This window comes from Rhodococcus sp. BP-316, from assembly GCF_019836105.1.
Classification (GTDB): Bacteria; Actinomycetota; Actinomycetes; order Mycobacteriales; family Mycobacteriaceae; genus Rhodococcoides.
On record NZ_JABUEE010000002.1, the window covers coordinates 299,704 to 317,722 of the forward strand.

The following is an 18,019-nucleotide window of genomic DNA, read 5'->3' on the forward strand; positions in this document are numbered from 1 at the left end:
GATGGCCGAGTGGTCGGGATCGTTCGACCCGGACGGGCCGGGTGTCGCGGACGACGGGTTCGACCCCGCCCTCGATCTCGACGGGGACGGCACCGCCGACACGGCGGTGTTGCACGGAGGTCTGTCCGACGTCCACGCGTCGGCATTCCATCGGAGTGCGACGGAGATGACGGTTCTCAGCGATCTCGACGGTGACGGCGACGTCGACCGTGCGACGGTCTTCGAGGCCGACGGCGACTACACCGTGTGGGTGTCCTCCACCGACCTCGCGGACGGTCCCGACGCCGTCTGGCGTGCGTCCGAGCGCGGCTCGCTGTGACGCGATAGACACCAAATGTCCTGACATAGTGCGCTTTACGGCCAGGTCACTGAATCGGTTTTGTGACGGAACGGACATGCCCCGAGTGCCCTGGCCGTTCTTCACAGCGTTAACCTCTAGGTCCAGGACACTCGGGGCCCTGCGATCTGTCGATCGAAGGTCACGGGACTACCCCGCCCACTGGGAACCCATGGTTCGCTCACGCACTTCGGTTCGGCGCCGATCGACGGACCGAGGCGGTGACGGCCACACGTTCCTGCACCACCCCAGGAGACAAGATGACCGCGACCATTCCGGGTCTCAACGGAACCGACGGCACGCCGCCCACGACGCATGCAGGCCTGCTGGCCTGGGTACGTGACGTGGCCGAGCTGACCCAGCCCGACCGGATCGTCTTCGCCGACGGTTCGGACGAGGAGTGGAACCGCCTCACCGACCAGTTGGTCGACGCGGGGACGTTCACTCGGCTGAACGCCGAGAAGAAGCCCAACTCGTTCCTGGGCAACTCCGACCCGTCCGACGTGGCGCGCGTCGAGTCGCGGACCTACATCTGCTCCACTCGGGAGATCGACGCCGGTCCCACCAACAACTGGATGGACCCGGAGGAGATGCGCGGCACGATGCGCGATCTCTACCGCGGATGCATGCGCGGTCGCACCATGTACGTCATCCCGTTCTGCATGGGCCCGCTCGAGGCCGACGACCCCAAGCTGGGTGTCGAGATCACCGACTCCGAGTACGTCGTCGTCTCCATGCGCGTCATGACGCGCATGGGTGCGAAGGTGCTCGAGAAGCTCGGGGACGACGGCTTCTTCGTCAAGGCTCTGCACTCGCTCGGAGCCCCGCTCGACGAGGGTCAGCAGGACGTCCCGTGGCCGTGCAACGACACCAAGTACATCTCGCACTTCCCCGAGGATCGCGAGATCTGGAGCTACGGCTCCGGCTACGGCGGCAACGCGCTGCTGGGCAAGAAGTGCTACTCGCTGCGTATCGCGTCGGCCATGGCCCACGACGAGGGCTGGCTGGCCGAGCACATGCTGATCCTCAAGCTCATCTCGCCGGAGGACAAGGCGTACTACATCGCTGCGGCGTTCCCGTCCGCCTGTGGCAAGACCAACCTCGCGATGATCCAGCCGACCATTCCGGGCTGGCGCGCCGAGACCATCGGTGACGACATCGCGTGGATGCGCTTCGGCAAGGACGGCCGGCTGTACGCGGTCAACCCGGAGTTCGGCTTCTTCGGTGTCGCGCCCGGTACCAACTGGGACTCGAACCCCAACGCGATGCGCACCATCGATCAGGGCAACGCCGTCTTCACCAACGTCGCGCAGACCGACGACGGCGACGTCTGGTGGGAGGGCCTCGAGGGCGACCCCCAGCACCTGATCGACTGGACCGGCAAGGACTGGACGCCGGACTCGGACAGCAATGCGGCGCACCCCAACTCGCGCTACTGCGTGCCGATGTCCCAGTGCCCGTCCATGGCGCCCGAGTGGGACGACCCGCAGGGTGTGCCGATCTCGGCGATCCTCTTCGGTGGCCGTCGCAAGACCACCGTTCCTCTGGTCACCGAGGCTCGCGACTGGCAGCACGGCGTGTTCATGGGCGCCACCGTCGGTTCCGAGCAGACAGCAGCGGCCGAGGGAACCGTCGGCACCATCCGCCGCGACCCGATGGCGATGCTGCCGTTCCTCGGATACAACGTCGGCGACTACTTCCAGCACTGGATCGACCTCGGCAAGAACGCCGACGAGTCCAAGCTCCCGAAGGTGTTCTACGTCAACTGGTTCCGCCGCGGCGACGACAAGCGCTTCCTGTGGCCCGGATTCGGTGAGAACTCCCGCGTGCTGAAGTGGATCGTCGAGCGCATCGAGCACAAGGCCGCCGGTGTCGACACGCCCATCGGTGTGGTGCCCACGGCCGACGCGCTCGACATCGACGGACTCGACGTCGCCACGGCCGATGTGGCCGAGGCGCTCGCGGTGAACGTCGACGAGTGGAAGAAGGAGATCCCGCTCATCGAGGAATGGTTCGACTTCGTCGGCGAGAAGCTCCCCACCGGCATCCAGGACGAGTTCGACGCTCTCAAGCAGCGCCTGAACTCCTGATCCACCACCACTGACGCCCGCTCCCGATCACGGGGGCGGGCGTCAGTGCTGTTTCGGGGTGACCAGTGCGGCCGCTCCTGTGAGAGTCCCGACGGCCCCGAGGGCAGCGGGGACCACCGTGAACGACTCGAGGAAGCCGAGCCGGGCGTGCAACGCGACGGTCTCGCGGATGGGGTTCCACAGCGCCGGGCCGGCCGCGCTGAAGCCACCGCCGAGGACGGCCGTCTCGACGTCGAGAAGCGCCGCGGCGGACGCGATCGCCTGTCCCAGCGCCACGCCGGCCCGCTGGAGGGCGGCGACCGCCACCGGGTCGGCGGCGCGGGCCGACTCGGCGAGGTCGATGCCGGTGGCACCATCCCAGCCGTTCTCGCGGGCCCAACGAACCGCGTTCGGGCCGCTGGCGACCGTCTCGACACAGCCGACCCCGCCGCAGGTGCAGGGTTCGATGGATCCGGGGACGACGATGTGTCCCACGTGCCCGGCGTTGCCGCTGTGGCCGCGAACGATCTCGCCGCCCAGGACCAGGCCGCCGCCGATGCCGGTCGACACCACCATGCCCAGCACGTTCTGCACGTGGCGGGCGGCCCCGAAACGATGCTCGGCCAGGGCCGCGCACGCACCGTCGAGTGCCAGGGTCACGGTGGCGTTCGGAACCACGCCGCGGACGGCCTCCACGAGCCCGAAGCCCTCGTACCACTCCGCGATGTTGATCGGCGCCACGGTGCCGGCAACGGTGTCCACGGGCCCGGCCGAGGCGATACCGACGGCCCCGATGTCCTGGAACTCGACCCCTGCCGCGGACACCACCGAGAGGAGAAGCTCCTCGCACGCCGCCCAGACGTTCTCGGTGGGGGTCGGAACGACGACGGGGTCCTGCGGTCGTCCGTCGGCACCCACCACCGCGGCAGTGAACTTGGTGCCACCGATGTCGAGTGCGAGCGATGTTCTCTCGGTCGTCGTCATTCACGCCACCCTAACGGGCGAGCGTGGTCCCGAGTCCGCGGTCGGCGGCGGAGTGCGCGCGGAGCACGACCACGAGGTTGCTCACCGCCAGCTCGCGAAATCCGGGGACGCGGACACACCACCACGCCCAGCGGGGGTGGTACCGCGGGAAGGCCGCGAGGAGTTCGCCGCCCGAAGTCTCTGCAGCCCAGCGTAATCCGTGCGAGGCGCGGATCGGGAACAGCGACTCTCCGAAACGGTTCTTCGGTTCGGCGCCGTGCACGCGCGCGTAGCGGCGAGCGGCGCGCTCGCCGCCGAACACGTGCCACGGTCCGGTCTCGTGCCCGCCGAACGGGCCCCACCACATCGTGTAGGACAACACCACCAGTCCGCCGGGCCGCGTCACGCGCAGCATCTCCTCGGCCATGATCCACGGGTGGCGGACATGCTCGGCGACGTTGGAGGAGAGGCAGATGTCGACGCTGTCCGAGCGGACGGGCAGCGCGGTACCGGATCCTCGGACGGACCCGCGGGCGTCGAGCCCCGCGGCGTGCATCTCCGAGGCGTCCGGTTCCACGGAGACGTATCGGGCGCCCGCGTCGGCGAAGGCATCGGCGAAGTAGCCGGGTCCGCCGCCGACGTCGAGCACCGTCAGTCCGTCGAGAGTCGTTCCGGTCGCCCCGGTCCACAGGTCGTCGATCAGCATCGCTGTGTCGCGAGCCAGCGCCCCGTAGAAGCGTGCGGGATCGGACTGCTCGAACCGGAAGTCCGACACGAGCGAGAGTGACCGTCGCAGGGTGGCCCGTCGAGCGAGTCCGGCGGTGACGGGAGACGAGGGCACGAGTGGAGACTGTAGAGCCTCTCCGATGTGATCGTGCGGCGGGACGACGGCATACTTGATGACGTCGAAGAACCGAGAACCGTCACGGGGGTGACAGCAGATGACCGAGTTACGTGAGGTGCTGCTGCTCTGTTGGCGTGACAGTGGCCATCCACAGGGCGGTGGTAGCGAGCGCTACCTCGAGCACGTGGGGGCAGGGCTGGCGTCGCGAGGCATCAAGGTCACGCTGCGCACGGCCGGTTACCCCGGCGCACCAGCGTCGGACACGATCGACGGTATGCGCGTCAGCCGCGGCGGCGGGCGCCTGACGGTCTATCCGCGAGCACTCGGAGCGCTCCTCGCCGGGCGGCTCGGATTCGGTCCCCTGGCGGGTCTGAAGCCCGACGCGGTGATCGACACGCAGAACGGCATCCCGTTCTTCGCGCGACTCGTGACGGCGGCTCCCGTCACCGTGCTGGTCCACCATTGTCACCGCGAGCAATGGCCGGTGGCCGGTGCGGTCATGGCGCGGCTGGGATGGTGGATCGAGTCCAGGCTGTCGCCGCGGGTCCATCGACGCTCGCAGTACCTGACGGTGTCGCTTCCCTCGGCGGACGAGCTGATCGCCCTCGGTGTGGACCGCGAGAGGGTGGCCGTCGTCCGCAACGGTGTCGACGACATTCCCGGTTCCGTCACGGTGGGCGATCCGGACACGCGTGCGGACGCCCCGACGCTGGCCGTTCTGTCCCGGCTCGTCCCGCACAAGCAGATCGAGGACGCGATCGACGTCGTCGCTGCGCTGCGCGATGCGACGCCCGCCCTGCGCCTCGACGTCATCGGCGGTGGGTGGTGGGACGACAACCTGCGCGACCACGCCCGCGCGCGTGGCGTGGCCGACGCCGTGACCTTCCACGGTCACGTGTCCGAGACCCGTAAGCACCAGATCCTGTCGCAGTCGTGGATCCACGTGCTCCCGTCCCGGAAGGAGGGGTGGGGACTCGCCGTCGTCGAGGCAGCTCAGCACGGTGTCCCCACCGTCGGCTACCGGCACTCTCGGGGGCTGACCGATTCCGTGGTGGACGGCGTCACCGGCGTCCTGGTGGGCGACGAGTGGCTCAGCCGCGACTCCGACGTCGACGAACTGACCGACGCGGTGCGGACCCTGCTGGACGACGGCGATCTCCGTCGGCAGCTCGGGGAGAAGGCGCGGCTGCGGACCCGGGAGTTCTCGTGGACGTGGTGCGCGCGAGCGGTGGAGTCGGTGCTGCGCGAGCGAGTACACGGCCGAGCGGTGTCCGGGCTGGTCGCGGGAAGGCCGGAGGCCGGCCGGTCCGGAATCAGCGAGTCTGGGTGCGACGCGCTCTCGTGACGGCGACGAACGCCGCGATCAGGACGGCGGCCGCCCACAGCAGATGAGCGACGATCGCCGGTAGACGATCCGAGCGTGGACGAGGTGCCGGATCAGCGAGTGAGTACAGCGTGAGATCGGCGTCCGCGTACACGGGTTCCAGGCCCGCGAGGGTGCGTGCGGAGTTCCCGCTCTCGCCCGCCGACCTCTCGGCCAGGATCCACCCGACTCCGAGTGCGGCGAGGTCGCTCGCCGGGGCACCGGCCAGGAGCAGGCCTTCGACTCGCCCCGCGACGGTGTTCTCTCCCCGGACGACCGTCCCGCCCACCGGGAGATCTCCGGTGCCGAGCACATCGGCGTCCAGCAGCCTCGGAGCGGGATCGAGGACCGGTGCCTCGCCCGACCAGTCGAACCGGCGGAAGGTACCTGTCGGCAGGACGGCCACGAGAGCGTCGGACGGTCCGACACCGTCGATCACCGAGGACCACCCGGCGGGGTAGTCGACCGGACGCAGCGCGCCGTGCACCCCCCATGCCAGATCAGGCAGGACGACGAGCAGCGCGGCGGCGGCGGACACGGCTGCGAGCCGGGGACGTGTCCCGCCGCGACCGGGTCGATCGACCGCGGCGCCTGCACTCAGGGCGAGTGCCGGCATCCACAGGGCGACCCATTTCTGACCGTCCCGGAACAGCCCGGCACCGGGTACCGACTCGGCGGCCCATCGGCCGACGTCGAGCCCGATCGGGGTGGCGGCGAGGGCGACGAGCACCACGGACACGGCGCCGGTGAGCAGGAGCGCCGCGACCACGGGCGATGCGGTCCGGCGCAGACGAGGGAGTCCGGCGGCGGCCAGGCCGAGCAGCACGGCGGTGCCGACGACGGCGAACAGGCTGGTTCGGCTGCCGGGAACCGCGTCGGCGTTCCAGATGCCGCCCAGACCGGCGAGCGCTCCGATCGTCCCGAGTCCGGGCTCGGCCCGCGCCGCGAAGGCCGCGACACCCGCCGGATCGGCGCCGGTACCGGCCCCGGACACGGCGGTGGCCACCAGCCAGGGCAGCGACACGATCACAGTGGTGACAGCCACGACGACGAGCCGCCGTACGCGGCGTGCCCCTCCCGATGCGGCCAGGACCACCACGGCGAGAACGGCGCAGAGCAGCACGCCTGTCGGGGTCAGCCCGGCGATGCCGAGACACAGCACGAGGGGCGCAGCGGACCGCAGGTCACCGCGGTCGCGGAGGGTCATGGTCGCGACGACCGTCCAGGGGAGAGCCGCGTAGCCGACGAGCAGGCTCCAGTGTCCCTGCAGCAGACGTTCGGCCACATAGGGGTTCCACACGGCCACCGTGGCGGCCACCAGACGAGGGCCGGTCGAGGCGCCGCCGAGCACTCGCGCCGTCATCTGCGCGGCGCCCCACCCGGCGGCGATCAGAGCGAGAGCGAGCAGTCCGACGACCAGTACACCGCCGTCGACGACCGTGGTGGCGACCGCGACGACGGCGTCCTGGGGAACCGCCCGAGCTGCCGAGTCGGACAGGCCCAGGGCCGAGTCGGTGAGATACGACCGGGGCGTCGACACCGCGTCACGCAGCAGTAGGTGGCCGCCACCCGGAAGCAGCACACGCAGGAGCGGGCCGAGGACGACACCGGTGAGCACGACGGACCAGGCGAGGGACCACGCCCCGGCTGTCCTGCTCGACCCTGCGATCATGAGGGCATGATCCCTGCGCGCACCTCCACCGTGGTGGCCGGGGTGAGCATCGTGACGGCGGGGTCGATGGCGGCGAACATCGCCTCGTATCTGCTGCACCTCCCGGCCGGGCGTGTGCTCGGGCCGCAGGGCTACGGGGTCTTCGCGTCGCTGCTCGCCGCCCAGCTGGTACTCGCGGTGCCGGCGCTGGCGTTGCAGACCGTCGTGGCGCGTGACCGGGTGCGCGGTCGTTCGGTGGCTGCCTCCCGCAGGCTCGGACACCTGTACGCCGTGGTCGTCGCCGGTCTCGCCGTCGTCGCGACTCCCGTCGTGGCGGCTCTGCTCCACACCGATGTCGTGACCACGGGGGCGGCCGTCGTGACGGCGCCGTTCCTCGTGCTGCTGGCCACGGAACAGGGTCTGCTGCAGGGAGACTCGCGCTTCGGTGCCCTCGGCGGTGTGCTCGCGGCGAGCGGCCTGGCGAAGGTGGTGCCCGCCGTGACCGCCCTGGTGCTGGGCGGAGGTGTGGGACCAGCCCTGGTCGCGGGTGCGGTGGGGACTGCGGTCATGGCGCTGGCCGCGCGCATCGTCGTCGACCGCGCCGAGCAGACGGACGAGCACGATCGGCCCGCCGCGGCCGGGACCTGGCGTGACGTGCTCGCCGCATCGCAGGTCCAACTCGTGATCGTCGCGTTGTCCTCGGTCGACCTCCTGCTCGCCCGACGCGTCCTCGACCCGGAGGCCGCGGGTGTCTACGCGCTCGGCGCCGTCGCCGCGAAGGCCGCCTTCTGGCTCCCGCAGTCGGTCGGCGTGGTGCTGTACCCGAGGATGGCGGATCCGCGTCGGTCGGCGTCGGCGGTCCGCACCGCCCTGCTGGTGCTGCTCGGCGTCGGATCCGTCGTGGTTGTGGGTGCCGCGATCGTCGGGCCGATCGTTCCGCTGGTGATGGGCGCGGACTACGCGCCGGTGCAGTACCTGCTGTGGCTGTTCGCCGCGCAGGGCGCGCTGTTGGCCGTGGTGCAGTGCGGTCTCCTGGCGGCCGTGGCCCGCGGCGACACGCGCTCGGCGCTGGCGGCGTGGACCGTGCTGCTGGTCGAGGCCGTCCTCGTGCTGACGATCGTCGACAGCGCGACGGAGCTCGTCGTCGTGGCCGCGGCATGCGCTGCGGTCGCATCTGTTGTGGTCTCGACCAGCGCGCTCGGGCGTGTCCGTGTGCTTGGATCGGTGGATGACCGAATCCGGGGGGTGGGTCCGTGAGGCTGCGTAGGGGCATGACGGGGATCGACGTGCTGCACGAGACCACGGGAACGTGGGTCGATCTGAGAGCTGCTGGTGGAGAGGAACTTCCGGGCGGAATCGTCGAGTTCCTCGGTGCCGGTGAGCGTGCTCGCGACGTGGCGCGCGATCTCGTGGACCGGGCCGTCACCGCCGGGACCGCCACTGCGTCGACGTCCTTCGCCTCCCTGCCGTTCGAGCCGCGATCGCTTCGCTGCTTCGCGGGGTGGGACCAGCACTGGCACCAGGCGGCCGAGCAGATGGTGCGGCGCAACCTGCCCGCCGTCGTGCCACTGGCGAAGGCGTTCCAGGCGATCGCGCGGAAGCCGTTCCCGCCTCTACGGCCGGGCGCCGCGGCAGTCGAGCACCCGATCTACTACACGGGCAATCACCTCTCCGTCGTCGGCGACGGCGACCCCATGTCGTGGCCCGCGTACACCGAGCTGTTGGACTTCGAACTCGAGTTCGGCGCCCTGGTGGTCCGGCCTGTTGTCAGCGCCTCGACGGCAGAGGCGGAAGCGGCGATCGGCGGCTTCGTGGTGTTCAACGACTTCAGCGCGCGCGACGTGCAGTGGGACGAGCAGCGCAACGGTCCCTTCGGACCCGTCGTGAAGACCAAGACGTTCGGGAGTTCCATGAGTGCCGAGGTGGTCACCGCGGACGAGGTCCTGCCGCACCTGACCGATCTGCGCGGCACCGTCACCGTCAACGGCGAGGTGTGGTCGGAGACGTCGACACGAGGCGGCCGGTGGTCGCTGGTGGACGGACTCGCCTACGCCAGCAGGTCCGAGAGCATCGGCCCCGGCGAGCTGCTGACCTCGGGGACCTTGCCGTCGGGGTGCGGTATGGAACTCGACCGCTGGGTGCGGCCGGGCGACGTGGTGCGCCTCGACGTCGAGCGCATCGGGTCGGTGACCAACACGGTGGCGGAGCCTGCCTAGCCGGGTGGCTGGCCAGCGGGCAGGCCGGAGGCCGGCCGTGCGACAGTAGTGTCGGTGCATGCGTGCACTGGTGATCGAGGAGTTCGGCCGACCGGGAACCGTGCGGGAGATCGACCGTCCCGACGCGGCTCCCGACGGTGCGGTGATCCGGGTGGCAGCCACCGGGGTGTGCCGGAGTGACTGGCATGCCTGGCAGGGACACGACGGCGACGTGCGACTGCCGTTCGTTCCGGGCCACGAGTTCGCGGGAACGGTCGTCGCCGTGGGTGCGGACGTCGACCGCGACTGGATCGGTCGTCGCGTCACCACCCCCTTCGTGTGTGCGTGTGGGTCGTGTCCGACGTGCGCTGCCGGCGACCACCAGGTGTGTCCCCGTCAGGAACAGCCCGGGTTCACCCACGACGGGTCGTACGCCGAGTTCGTCGCCGTCCGGTATGCCTCGACCAACCTGATCGCGTTGCCGGACGAGGTGTCGTTCGACGTGGCAGCCACTCTGGGATGCCGGTACGCGACCGCATGGCGGGCGGTTCATCGCCGCGCCCGCGTGGTGGCAGGCGAGCGCGTCGCCGTCTACGGGTGCGGTGGGCTCGGCCTGTCCGCGGTGATCATCGCGTCCGGGGCCGGCGCGGAGGTGACGGCAGTGGATCGCTCCACCTCGGCGCTGAACCTGGCGCGCCGACTGGGAGCAGCTCGGACGGTGCAGACGCCGGTCGACGACATGCACGTCGCGCTGGAGTGCTCCGGGCATGCCGGGTTGGCGGACGAGGCGATCCGGGGTCTGCGACGGCGCGGTCGGCACGTGCAGATCGGGTTGCTTCCGGGCGGCGGGCACGTGTCGATGGATGTGGTGATCGCGCGAGAGATCGACGTGCTCGGCAGCCACGGGCTGGCCGCCCACGAGTACCCCGAACTGTTGCGCACTCTCCCGCACGCCGCCGTGGAATCGATGATCGGAGGCCGCAGACGATTCGAGGACGCCCAGCTCGCGCTGGACGCCCTCGGTGAGTCTGCAGGAGTGACGCTGCTACTTCCCTGACGGGAAGGCCGGAGGCGTCAGTCCTTGCGGAGGTTGGTGCGGGGGATCTCCTCGGTACGGTCCGTCGTCCAGTCGTGGTCCGGTGCGGGTGAACCGGCGCCGGAGGTACGAGGTCCGGTCGTGGGTCCGTCGGCCACCGGACGTGTTCCGCGGGTGGTGCGGCCGCCGCGCAGGAGCAGCACGATGCCGACTGCCAGGAGGATGACGCCCAGAACGCCGGCGACGATCGGCACGGTGCGGCCGATCAGGGCGATCTGGTCCTTGCCGTCCTGTGCGCGACCGAGCTGGTAGGTGACGGTGTTGTCGTCGAAGCCGATGACGGCCTTGACGACGTCCACCTCGGGAGTTCCGGCGCGGCGTGCGTAGTACTGGTGCACGTCCTCCTGGCCCTTGACGATGACGCCGGTGACGGGCTCGACGTAGATGTCCCGAGTGTTCTCGTAGTACCGCGTCATCGTGATCGGCGTGGCGCCGCCGTCGACGCCCCACGTGCTCGCGGGGAGAGCGAGCTTGTTGGCCGGCGAGGGGACGACGGCGGACAGGTCCACCGCGGGGATGGTCTGCGTGTAGTGGTAGACCGTGACGCCCTCGATCTGCGTCTCCTCGACGAAGGTCATGTCGTAGCTCTCGCGGGCCACGGTGTCGAAGAAGGGGTAGGTCTGCTTCTGCGAGTCGAACGGGAACTTGTACTGCAGTCCGGTGTGCGGCACTTCCTCGGCCGGCTTGTCGGCCTGGCTCTGGATGGATCCGACCGGGTCGACCGGCATGGAGGACACGCGGTCCAGGCTCACGCGGTCGACGGTCGCGGTGAGCAGACCGGTGTCGCCCTGTCGATCGGTGCGTCGCAGCGACGAGCCGGCCTGCACGGTGATGACGTCGGAGTTCGACGGCTCCTCCGTGGTGACGAAGCGCTGGGAGATCAGGGGGACGTTCTGATCCACGACGGCGGAACCCGCTGTGAGCGAACGCGAATCGAGCACCGACCCGGTGCCGGTGGACACGCTGGTGATCTCGAGGTCCAGCGGCGTCTTCTCGAGGCGCCCGACCATGTACAGCGGGATCAGGATCGCGATGACCAGGAAGAAAGCTCCGAGCCCGATGAGGATCGGCGGGATCACACGCGTCGGTGTGGATCTGTTCGCCATACTGGAGGTCCCCTTTGTGCATGTGCACTTGTCAGTGCATACCGGCCGTGATGGGTCGAACACTAACGTATTGGGCCGCTCCGAGTTCGGGTGCGATGCGGCAGACTCTCCTGACGATGACCACTGCAGAGAAGGCCCGCGTCGATCCGCGCATCGGCGGATTCGTGCCCGCGCTCGAGGGGATGCGCGGTCTCGCGGCCGTCGGCGTGCTGCTGACCCACGTCGCGTTCCAGACGGGATCGACGGGCACACCCCTCGTGGGCCCGCTGCTCGGCCGTCTCGATCTCGCGGTCGCCGTGTTCTTCGCGCTCTCGGGGTTCCTGCTGTGGCGACCCCACGCGGCCGCCGCGCGCGGCTCGCGGCCGAGGCCGTCCGTCCGTACCTATCTGGTGCACCGCGCGGCACGCATCCTGCCCGCGTACTCGCTCGTGGTCGTCGTCGTGCTGGCCCTGCTGCCGGGTGCGGGTGGTGGCGTCCGGGTGTGGATCGCCAACCTGACCCTCGTGCAGGTGTTCATCCCGTTGACGTTGACGCAGGGCATGACCCAGATGTGGTCGCTGTCCGTCGAGGTGGCGTTCTATCTGCTGCTCCCGTTCATCGGGGCCGCCATGGCCGCGCTCCGCGGACCTCGAGCCCGTCTGCGCACGCCGGTGCTGGTCGGGGTGTCCGCCCTGTCGCTCGGGTGGACCTTTCTCCCGATCTCCACCGCGGACGGCGTGAACATCGAGAACTGGCTGCCCGGCTACCTGGCGTGGTTCGCGGCCGGGATGGTGGTGGCCGAGGCTGCTGCCGAGCTGGCACTACGCGAGACCCGATCAGACTCCGACCTGCCCGCTCAGTCCCGACCGGTCTCCGACCTGCCCGCTCAGTCCCGACCGGTCTCCGACCTGCCCGCTGTCCCGCTGGTCGTCCGGATCGCGAGCCGACGATGGTTGCTCACCGGCATCGCGGCGGCGGCCTTCGCGGCGTCGTCGACACCGATCGCGGGCGCGCAGGACCTCACGACGCCGGCGGCATGGCAGTTCGCGGTCAAGGTGGCCTTGGGCGCCGTCGTCGCGTTCTGTCTCATCGCGCCCCTGGCCGTCGGAACGGGTGTCCGTACCCGGTGGCTGTCGGGTCCGTTCGCGCTGATGATCGGCCGGTGGTCCTACGGCATCTTCATCTGGCACCTCGCGGTGCTGGCCGTGGTGTTCCCCGTGCTGGGGGTGTCCCCGTTCGGCGGGCAGTTCCTCCTCGTCGCCGGTGCCACGGTCGTGTTGACGCTGCCGGTCGCCGCGGCGAGCTACGCGCTGGTGGAGGAGCCGGTCCGTGTCGCACTGCGTCGACGGGAAGCGCGCAGGGCCGACCGGATCCGGGCGAACGAGGGAAGCGCCGCGAGCGCCACGGCGCCGACGGATGCCAGCGCTGCGAGCTGAATGACGGCCGAGTGGCCGACGTACCCGTCGGGATCACGCCAGGGGCCGGTCGACAGCATCGCCCCGGCGACACTGAGTCCGAGCCCCGCGATCGCGACGAGCACACGACCGCGGACACGGGCACCCCAGCGATGGTCGACGGCGGCGACCGCGACGGTGAGAGCCGCCAGCCAGCCGAGTGCGGCGAGCCCACCGATGACCCACACGGCGGCGAACAGCCCCGCGTGGCCGACGAGGGCGGGTTGCCAGGTGGGTGTCGGTGCCGTCGCGGGGTCCGACGGGCGGCGCCGCATCGTCATCACGGCCAGAGCCGCGAGAAGCGCCAGGCCCGCGACGATCGCCGTGCGGTACCAGGTGTCGGCGGGGAACGTCAGGGTCACCTCGCCCGAGAGGCCGGCGGGGAGAATCCACCCCTGCTGCCACCCGTTCACGATCACCGGGGTGAGCACCTCGCCGTCCGGGCGCGTTGCCACCCATCCCGGGTTGGTGCTCTCGGGCACCACGAGAATGCGCTGAGTCGAGGACCCGGTCACGACGACGCGGCGGGTGTCGGCGGTCCACTCGTCCGCGGTGACCGCCACGGGCGTGGGGCCGGCGCCCGGGAACGCAGCGAGTGGTGCCGTGCGCAGCACGACGCTGTCGACGACGAAGGCGTCGCCCGGGTCCACCGACACGGACTGCGAACCCGACGGCAGCGGAACAGGATTGGAGACGTTCGCCGCGACGGGGACATCGCCCTCGCAGAGAGACGCACGGATCGGTGCGCCGGTGGCCAACGCCCCGGCTGTCGTCGAGACGGCGGTGCGGACGAGCTGGTCCGCGATGGTCAGGGTGGGGCCGGTCGCGCACGACGTCACGATCGGGCGGTCGGGATCGAACGCCGCCCCCGCGGACGCGGTACCGGATTCGGATTCGGATTCGGAGAGCACCGTGATCTCGGCCAGACCGGGAGGCCGTACCTGGTCGAATCCCAGTGCCGTGCGGTCGAGTACGTCGTCCCATTCCAGCAGCGAGACGGTGATCCGGTCGGTCACCGCCGGTTCGAGGGACACTCTGGTGTCGCCGTCCGCGTCGACGTCGCGGACCTGGGGGCCGGTCCCGAGGTTCACGGCGATCCTGGTCGGATGAGACGGCAGTGCGCCGAGGCTCTGGGCGATGTCGAGCCCGTCGACCGAAACGGTTTGCGGCAGTTCGAGAGTGACGGTGGGATACGTTCCGGCCCGGCCCTCGATCGAGTCCTGGCTCGCGGTCCAGGACGTGCGGTCGTCGCCGTCCGTGAGGGCGAAGGTCGACCCCCGGACGTCGGTGACCTCGGCCGCACCCCGAGCCCGCGGACGTGTGGCGTCCTGCAGGAGATCCTCCAGCGCGGACGACTGACGCGAGCGCAGCCAGAGTTCGGGAGTCACCGCCGTGCCACTGGGAACCGAGAGCGTGCGCTGGAAACTGTCGAGTTCCTCGGGTTCGACGGCCACGCCACCCGCGCAGCGCACCCGATCGGGCGTGTCGACGCAGCCTGTCCGGCCCGGAAGCTCCTGTGCCAGATTCCATCCCGTCACCGTGACGCCGTCGGCCGGAGCCGGCATCTCCGTGAGGTGCCGGACGACCACCGGTGTCGGCGCATCGGGATCCGTGTAATCGGTGAGGCGAAGGTCGCTGACGCCGAACTGTGCTCCGACCGAACCGTTCTCGGTCTCGGTGGCTGTCACCCGGATCCGCGTCGTCGTGCCGGCGGGCAGTGAGACGGTCACCGGATCGCCCGGTTCGGTGATGCGTGCGGCTGCGGTCCCGTTGTCCGTCTCGATCTCGACCCATTTCACCGGTGACCCCAGAGCGCCGGGGCTGGTGCGGAAGTCGAGCAGGCCGGACTGCACCGGGCGATCGAGGTCGAGCTGGATCCACTGACCGACCGAGCTCTCGAGGCCGTTGCTCACCCAACTCGTCGCGGCGTCGCCGTCGACGGCCGCCGCCGGACCGTTGCCGGGCGAGGCGCCGCCGAACTGGGTGGCGTCCGATGCCGAGGAGGAGACGGACACCCGGGCACCGGACCACGCGCCCTCGACCAGCGGCGCACCGTCGACCGGATAGTCGGGCACGAGATTGAGTGTGCGGCGGGGATCGTCGGGTGTGCGCAGGGCGCTGCTGTGATCGTCGACGGAGCCGAAGTCCACCTCGCGGTTCATCGGGGTGTCCGTCACCAGGACGTCGTCGACCGTGAGCCCGGCGGCCCGGGCGTCGCCGTCGAGAAGTACCGGTCCCGCCGGAGTCGGGTCCAGGCCGCCGCGCTCGCGGTGCTCGTTCAGGCGAGCGAGGACCTCGGGCCCGCCCTGCACTCGGGGCACGTCGTCGGCCACCACCGTGTACGGGCCGGCAACGGCGGGGGTGCCGGGTGTCGCCTCGAAGATCTCGATCGCGGGGTAGGTGGGCCGCAGGTCGGAGTCGGCGACGATGCCGTCCACCCGTCCGGGCCCGATGTCGTCGCCGAAGGTCGCGACCCGCTCGAGCCCGGGCGAGTTCTCGATGCTCTGATGCGCCAGCGAGGTCCGGGTCGAACGCGACGTCTCGGGGTCGAGATCGTTGCGCATCACCAGGTAGCGGACGTTCATCGATGCCAGCGTGTCGGCGAGTCCGTCGGACGGTCTGCCGTCCGCGAGAAGCCGTTGCACCGAGTCGAGGGCGCGGATCGCGCCGGGCGGCACCAACGGGACCGCGTCACGGACGGCCCACGGCGAGGCCGCCAACGCCTGCAACGGTTCGTCCCGCGTCAGCCCCCACAGCTGAGCGGCCAGGGGCGCACCGGGAACGACGAGCGCGCGGGACTCCTCGGCTCCGGTGCCCGCGTGGTCGGCCAACCAGCCCGCCGCGTCGGACCATTCGGCCGGAACGGCCTCGTACGCGCCCCGCGGCGCGAGCCGCCCGGTCCAGGCCAGCGAGGTCGAGACGGTGAGTGCCACCAGGACGAGTGCGGCGAAAGCGACGAGGGGCTCCCGTTCCGGGTGCGACGCCGCGCGACGCCAGCGAGGCGACGGCACCGAACCCGGCAGCGGCACCTGCGCCAGCAACTGTGCGAGGCCCAGCGCCAACGGCAGTCGGATCACCGGTTCCAGCTTGTGAATGTTGCGCAGCGGCGCACCGGACGTGTCGAGGAACAGTCGCACCTGCTCGGAGACGGGGGAGGCCAGTCCGCCGACGTACCCGGCGGTCATGCCCACGAGCCCGATCAGCAGCACCAGGGCCAGCCGACCGCGTGCCGGCATCGACCGCATGCAGAGCCCGGCCATTCCCGCCGCGGCCACGACGGCAGAGGCGATCACCGCGGCGGGTTGTGTCACCACCACAGCGCCGGCGATGCGTTCCGGCGAGACGAACGGTGTCCAGCTGCTCGTGCCGCGCAGGACCTCCACCAGCGAGGCCCACTGCGTCGTCGTGCCGGCCGACTCGATGTAGTCGAGGAACGGTGGACTGACGCCGCGCAGGATGAAGAGGGGAACCAGCCACCACGTCGTCGCGGCGACGAGACACCCGATCCACCACAGCGAGAACCGGCGCCACCGGGCGTCCGGCCTGTGCGCGAGCCACCACACGACCGCCACGAGGGTGGCTGCCGCCGTCGCCACGGCGTTCACGGCACCCATCGCCGCGACGGCCAGCGCCGAACACGCGGCGGCGCGCGGAATGCTCACGGAGCGGCCGGAGAAGACGCGGACCAGGGGGATCAGTACCCATGGCGCCAGCATCATCGGCAGTGACTCGGAACTGATCGACCCCAGGGTGGTGATCACCCGCGGAGCGAGGACGAACGCGAGCGCACCCACCACCCGCGACCCGCGGCTCCCGACCCCGAGGGCCTCGCACAAGCGCAGGACACCCCAGAACCCGAGAAAGATCAGCACCGCCCACCACAGGCGCTGCGTCACCCACCCGGGCAGCCCCAGCACGTCACCGAGGGCGAAGAACGACCCGTGCGGGAAGAAGTAGCCGTACGCCTGGTTCTGTACCTGGCCGAAGGTGGCGTCGGACGTCCACAGATGGGACGCACGCGAGAGGAACCCCAGCGGGTTCTGCGTCAGGTCGTACTTGGTGTCGGCGACGGTCAGGCCGGGAGCCTGCAGGAACGCCAGGACCAGCGCACCGACCGCGGAGAAGAAACGCCACCGGGCCCCTACGGGCGCGGTGACGGGAGCATCGGACGTCAGCGGCTGCCGTACTCGACCTGGTTGAGGAGGGAGGACTCGGCGTTACCGGAACGATCGACCTCGGGGCGGGTGTCGGACGAGGCGGCGGCAGTGGCGCCGAACACCACGGCCACTCCCAGCACGACGCCGATGACGGCACTGATCGCTGCGGATTTCACGAGCAGAACCTATCACTTCGACCGGCCAACGGCCTGCCCGTTCACCTCGACCGGCCTCCGGCCTGCCCGTTCACCTCGACCGGCCTCCGGCCTGCCCGTTCACCTCGACCGGCCTCCGGCCTGCCCGTTCACTCATCTGCCGGGCGGCACGATCAGTACAGGGCGATGGCTGTGCTTGAGCACGAGATCGGCACAGGACGACTGCAGCAGCGACCGCAGACCGGTCCGGCCGCGCGTCCCGGTGACGATGATGTCGGCGTTCACCTCGTCCGCCGTCTCGACGATGGTGGTCCAGATGGCGGAGTGCGACTCCTCGCAGCGCCCGTCGGCGTTGATGCCGGCGCGGACGGCCAGCTCGAGGCCCTCGCTGTTGGTGACCTTCGCGTCGGCGAGTGCGATGTCCTCGGTCTGCTCGTCCGGCAGCCACTCCGGCGCCATCACTCCGGACAGGCCGGACATGCGGGCCGCCTGTCGCACCATCGGTTCCCACGCGGTGAGCACGATGGCGCGTTTCGCCTGAAGGAATCTGCCGGCGTAGTCCACCGCCCTGCGCGCATTGTCCGAACCGTCGTACGCGATCAACATGACGTCACACGACATGAGAGCCTCCAGGCTTGTGGCGGTGGCTG

13 protein-coding genes and 1 pseudogene are annotated in these 18,019 nt (G+C 70.4%); 7 read left to right on the plus strand and 7 right to left on the minus strand.

Features of this window, described 5'->3' with window-relative positions; genetic code table 11:
• Position 1: 1 nt before the first annotated feature.
• Together HQ312_RS04755 and HQ312_RS04760 are read left to right on the plus strand one after the other, a co-directional pair.
• Positions 2 to 319, plus strand: a complete 318-nt coding sequence (locus HQ312_RS04755) for a DUF6802 family protein (RefSeq protein ID WP_051613439.1) — start codon at positions 2 to 4, stop codon at positions 317 to 319.
• A gap of 278 nt (positions 320 to 597) precedes the next feature.
• Positions 598 to 2,427, plus strand: a complete 1,830-nt coding sequence (locus HQ312_RS04760; RefSeq protein WP_027506179.1) for a phosphoenolpyruvate carboxykinase (GTP) — start codon at positions 598 to 600, stop codon at positions 2,425 to 2,427.
• A gap of 42 nt (positions 2,428 to 2,469) precedes the next feature.
• Here the strand turns inward: HQ312_RS04760 and HQ312_RS04765 are convergent, their stop codons facing one another.
• Together HQ312_RS04765 and HQ312_RS04770 are read right to left on the minus strand one after the other, a co-directional pair.
• Positions 2,470 to 3,390 carry an ROK family protein gene (locus tag HQ312_RS04765; protein ID WP_222637965.1) on the minus strand — a complete coding sequence of 307 codons (921 nt, stop codon included), beginning with the start codon at positions 3,388 to 3,390 and terminating at the stop codon, positions 2,470 to 2,472.
• Between the two features lie 10 nt (positions 3,391 to 3,400).
• Positions 3,401 to 4,210, minus strand: coding sequence for a class I SAM-dependent methyltransferase (locus HQ312_RS04770; RefSeq protein ID WP_222637966.1), 810 nt, complete (start codon positions 4,208 to 4,210; stop codon positions 3,401 to 3,403).
• A 100-nt stretch (positions 4,211 to 4,310) separates the two neighbouring features.
• Between HQ312_RS04770 and HQ312_RS04775 the strand changes: the two genes are divergently transcribed.
• Positions 4,311 to 5,558: a glycosyltransferase family 4 protein gene (locus tag HQ312_RS04775; protein ID WP_222637967.1), complete on the plus strand. Its 1,248-nt coding sequence runs from the start codon at positions 4,311 to 4,313 to the stop codon at positions 5,556 to 5,558.
• On the opposite strand, the gene HQ312_RS04780 is transcribed toward HQ312_RS04775, so the two are convergent.
• Entirely contained in the window at positions 5,527 to 7,248 is a 1,722-nt protein-coding gene (locus HQ312_RS04780; protein ID WP_222637968.1) for a hypothetical protein, read from the minus strand. The two genes, HQ312_RS04775 and HQ312_RS04780, sit on opposite strands and share 32 nt — an antisense overlap.
• A gap of 6 nt (positions 7,249 to 7,254) precedes the next feature.
• Here HQ312_RS04780 and HQ312_RS04785 point away from each other — a divergent pair, with 6 nt between their 5' ends.
• From HQ312_RS04785 to HQ312_RS04795, 3 genes are read left to right on the plus strand one after another with little or no spacing between them, the layout of a single operon-like run.
• Positions 7,255 to 8,484, plus strand: coding sequence for a polysaccharide biosynthesis protein (locus tag HQ312_RS04785; protein WP_222637969.1), 1,230 nt, complete (start codon positions 7,255 to 7,257; stop codon positions 8,482 to 8,484).
• The gene (locus tag HQ312_RS04790) at positions 8,481 to 9,443 is read left to right on the plus strand and encodes a fumarylacetoacetate hydrolase family protein (protein ID WP_222637970.1); all 963 of its coding nucleotides are present in this window, start codon (positions 8,481 to 8,483) and stop codon (positions 9,441 to 9,443) included. The genes HQ312_RS04785 and HQ312_RS04790 overlap by 4 nt, the downstream gene beginning before the upstream one ends.
• 58 nt (positions 9,444 to 9,501) lie before the next feature.
• Positions 9,502 to 10,479, plus strand: a complete 978-nt coding sequence (locus HQ312_RS04795; protein WP_222637971.1) for an alcohol dehydrogenase catalytic domain-containing protein — start codon at positions 9,502 to 9,504, stop codon at positions 10,477 to 10,479.
• 17 nt (positions 10,480 to 10,496) lie between these two features.
• Here the strand turns inward: HQ312_RS04795 and HQ312_RS04800 are convergent, their stop codons facing one another.
• Positions 10,497 to 11,624: a DUF3068 domain-containing protein gene (locus HQ312_RS04800; RefSeq protein WP_222637972.1), complete on the minus strand. Its 1,128-nt coding sequence runs from the start codon at positions 11,622 to 11,624 to the stop codon at positions 10,497 to 10,499.
• 116 nt (positions 11,625 to 11,740) lie between these two features.
• On the opposite strand from HQ312_RS04800, the pseudogene HQ312_RS04805 reads away from it, so the two are divergent.
• A pseudogene (locus HQ312_RS04805) lies at positions 11,741 to 12,889 on the plus strand (acyltransferase family protein); the annotation flags it as partial.
• A gap of 17 nt (positions 12,890 to 12,906) precedes the next feature.
• On the opposite strand, the gene HQ312_RS22150 reads toward HQ312_RS04805, so the two are convergent.
• The 3 genes from HQ312_RS22150 to HQ312_RS04820 all read right to left on the minus strand — a co-directional run bounded on the left by HQ312_RS22150 (position 12,907) and on the right by HQ312_RS04820 (position 17,990).
• Positions 12,907 to 17,232, minus strand: coding sequence for an alpha-(1->3)-arabinofuranosyltransferase (locus HQ312_RS22150; RefSeq protein ID WP_222638104.1), 4,326 nt, complete (start codon positions 17,230 to 17,232; stop codon positions 12,907 to 12,909).
• On the minus strand, positions 17,229 to 17,390 hold the full coding sequence (locus HQ312_RS04815) for a DUF2613 domain-containing protein (RefSeq protein ID WP_231476388.1): 162 nt from the start codon (positions 17,388 to 17,390) through the stop codon (positions 17,229 to 17,231). The genes HQ312_RS22150 and HQ312_RS04815 overlap by 4 nt, the downstream gene beginning before the upstream one ends.
• A 132-nt stretch (positions 17,391 to 17,522) precedes the next feature.
• Positions 17,523 to 17,990: a universal stress protein gene (locus tag HQ312_RS04820; protein ID WP_027506188.1), complete on the minus strand. Its 468-nt coding sequence runs from the start codon at positions 17,988 to 17,990 to the stop codon at positions 17,523 to 17,525.
• Positions 17,991 to 18,019 lie beyond the last annotated feature (29 nt).

Bases quoted from the DNA above. Each gene is read 5' to 3' on its own strand.
- HQ312_RS04800 (WP_222637972.1), bottom strand. From the start codon at position 11,624: ATGGCGAACAGATCCACACCGACGCGTGTGATCCCGCCGATCCTCATC.
- HQ312_RS04755 (WP_051613439.1), top strand. From the start codon at position 2: ATGGCCGAGTGGTCGGGATCGTTCGACCCGGACGGGCCGGGTGTCGCG.
- HQ312_RS04785 (WP_222637969.1), top strand. From the start codon at position 7,255: ATGATCCCTGCGCGCACCTCCACCGTGGTGGCCGGGGTGAGCATCGTG.
- HQ312_RS04795 (WP_222637971.1), top strand. From the start codon at position 9,502: ATGCGTGCACTGGTGATCGAGGAGTTCGGCCGACCGGGAACCGTGCGG.
- HQ312_RS04765 (WP_222637965.1), bottom strand. From the start codon at position 3,390: ATGACGACGACCGAGAGAACATCGCTCGCACTCGACATCGGTGGCACC.
- HQ312_RS04775 (WP_222637967.1), top strand. From the start codon at position 4,311: ATGACCGAGTTACGTGAGGTGCTGCTGCTCTGTTGGCGTGACAGTGGC.
- HQ312_RS04760 (WP_027506179.1), top strand. From the start codon at position 598: ATGACCGCGACCATTCCGGGTCTCAACGGAACCGACGGCACGCCGCCC.
- HQ312_RS04780 (WP_222637968.1), bottom strand. From the start codon at position 7,248: ATGATCGCAGGGTCGAGCAGGACAGCCGGGGCGTGGTCCCTCGCCTGG.
- HQ312_RS04820 (WP_027506188.1), bottom strand. From the start codon at position 17,990: ATGTCGTGTGACGTCATGTTGATCGCGTACGACGGTTCGGACAATGCG.